The following is a 601-nucleotide window of genomic DNA, read 5'->3' as shown; positions in this document are numbered from 1 at the left end:
AGCCTTATCCTCTAGAAAAATACCACTTGATGTTGCCATTCCGCCAGTAACAACCTCAACCGTCACTTCACCATAGGGAATCATGTCTTTAACCTTTTCCTTCTTAAGCTGATCTTGGTCGAGCGGGACAGCAAGCTTCACATTTACCTTCATATTCTCGAGACGCTGGTCAGGCAAGCTGCGCTCAATTCCTGGCATGGAATTATAATGGATGGCATCCTTTACAGCGCGGGTTGCGGCCTTTGTAACATCTTGTCCATGCACATCAATTCCAGTACCGGTTTGGATGAATAATATCTGTTGCATTTAGAATCTCTCCTTATCCAAATGATTACTATTATCATTCCCGTAAGATTCCAAACACAAACAAACTTGTTAAGTGATCGCTAGGAATGCTGGTTAGCGCCACCTAATTGCCATTTCCAACTTACAACATTCGATGTTTTCCACTTTGGAAATTAGAATTATATTAATACCATCCGGATTATAACTTGTTTGAAAGTCAACCGAAACACCAGTTGATTTAATAAGCTCCTCCACCTTTTTAGAATCATTTTGTTGTGCCGCATCCATTACTTTATAGGCGAATTCCTCAGACCCG

The 601-nt window shown here is 41.1% G+C and carries 2 protein-coding genes; both read right to left on the bottom strand.

What is annotated here, in order from left to right; all coding sequences use genetic code 11:
• A partial coding sequence (locus tag AC3G7N_RS21760; protein ID WP_489424212.1) for a Lin0512 family protein occupies positions 1-306 on the bottom strand: 306 nt, incomplete at its 3' end.
• 93 nt (positions 307-399) lie between these two features.
• A partial coding sequence (locus AC3G7N_RS21755) for a YuzC family spore coat inner layer protein (RefSeq protein ID WP_489424211.1) occupies positions 400-601 on the bottom strand: 202 nt, incomplete at its 5' end.

Source organism: Virgibacillus carmonensis (genome assembly GCF_057836705.1).
Note: the sequence above shows the minus strand (reverse complement) of the source record. Positions and strands in the feature narration are given on the sequence as shown.